The sequence below is a fragment of the Mesorhizobium sp. M4A.F.Ca.ET.020.02.1.1 genome, assembly GCF_004022645.1.
In the GTDB taxonomy this organism is placed as follows: domain Bacteria; phylum Pseudomonadota; class Alphaproteobacteria; order Rhizobiales; family Rhizobiaceae; genus Mesorhizobium.
Genome location: NZ_RZOI01001122.1, coordinates 1 through 1,238, shown reverse-complemented (window position 1 = coordinate 1,238; position 1,238 = coordinate 1). Strand labels below are relative to the sequence as shown.

The following is a 1,238-nucleotide window of genomic DNA, read 5'->3' as shown; positions in this document are numbered from 1 at the left end:
CCTTTGGCGGTGTGGGATGGAACGCGGCGTCGACGCTGCTGATCTCCCCCCTAGAGGGGGAGATGTCCGGCAGGACAGAGGGGGGGGCGAAGGAACGCGGCTTTCGCTAAGTTCCGCCAGGGTGCAGCGTGCAGCTCGCGCCTCGCTCTGACCCCCGCATCACCGCCGGCATCGCCGCGCTAGGCGCCATCACCTTGCTGATCGGCGGGGCGTTCGCCGGCCTCGTCCTTGAAGGCGCGCATGATTTCTCCGGCGCCGCCTCGGCCTTCGATCCCTATATCCTGCGCGTCGTCCGCTTCACACTCTGGCAGGCGCTGTTGTCGACCCTGCTTTCCGTTGTGCCGGCGCTGTTCGTCGCGCGCGCGCTCTCCCGGCATCCGCTTTTTCCGGGCCGCGGGCTGATCCTGCAGCTCTTCGCCCTGCCGCTGGCGCTGCCGGCCATTGTCGCGGCGCTCGGCATCCTGGCGCTCTACGGCAATGCCGGCTATTTCGCCGGCCTGCTCGGCGGACGGAACTGGCCGGGCATCTACGGACTGTCCGGCATCCTCGTTGCCCATGTCTTCTTCAACTTGCCCCTGGCCACGCGGCTGTTCCTCGAGGCGCTGGGCACGGTGCCGGCCAATCACTGGCGATTGGCAAGCCAGCTCGGCATGGGCGGTCGGCCCGCCTTCCGGCTGATCGAATGGCCGGCGTTGCGGGCAGCGCTGCCCGGTGTCTCCGGGCTGGTCTTCATGCTTTGCATCACCTCCTTCACCATCGTGCTGACGCTCGGCGGCGGGCCGGCCGCCACGACGCTGGAGGTCGCCATCTACCAGGCGCTGCGCTTCGATTTCGATCCGGCGCGGGCGGTGACGCTGACGCTGCTGCAGATCGCGCTGACCTTCGCCGTAGTGCTTGCACTGACGCGGCTCGGCGCCAACACCGTCGGCGACGCCAACCTGCCGGTGGCGCCGCGCCGGTACTTTTCGGCGAGCCCGGCGGAAACCTCGCTGAACGCGGCTCTGATCGTGCTCGCGCTGCTGTTCGTCGCCGGACCGATGGCGGCCACGGTCGCGGCGGGCCTCGGCGCCGATCTCGGCCGGCTCGCCGGCGAGAGCGCGGTGCGGCAGGCGACGCAGACCAGCGTGGTGCTGGCCTTCCTGTCGGCGTCGCTCGCGGTGGCGATGTCGCTGGCGCTGATCGCGGCGCGCCGGGCGCTGGCCCTGAAGCGCTGTGCCGGCCGCAAGACATTGCTGGAG

1 protein-coding gene is annotated in these 1,238 nt (G+C 70.2%); it reads left to right on the top strand.

Annotation, left to right across the window (positions count from 1 at the left end; translation table 11 throughout):
• Positions 1–128 precede the first annotated feature (128 nt).
• Positions 129–1,238: ABC transporter permease subunit (locus EN742_RS35360; protein ID WP_128333909.1), on the top strand; the 1,110-nt coding region annotated here is incomplete at its 3' end.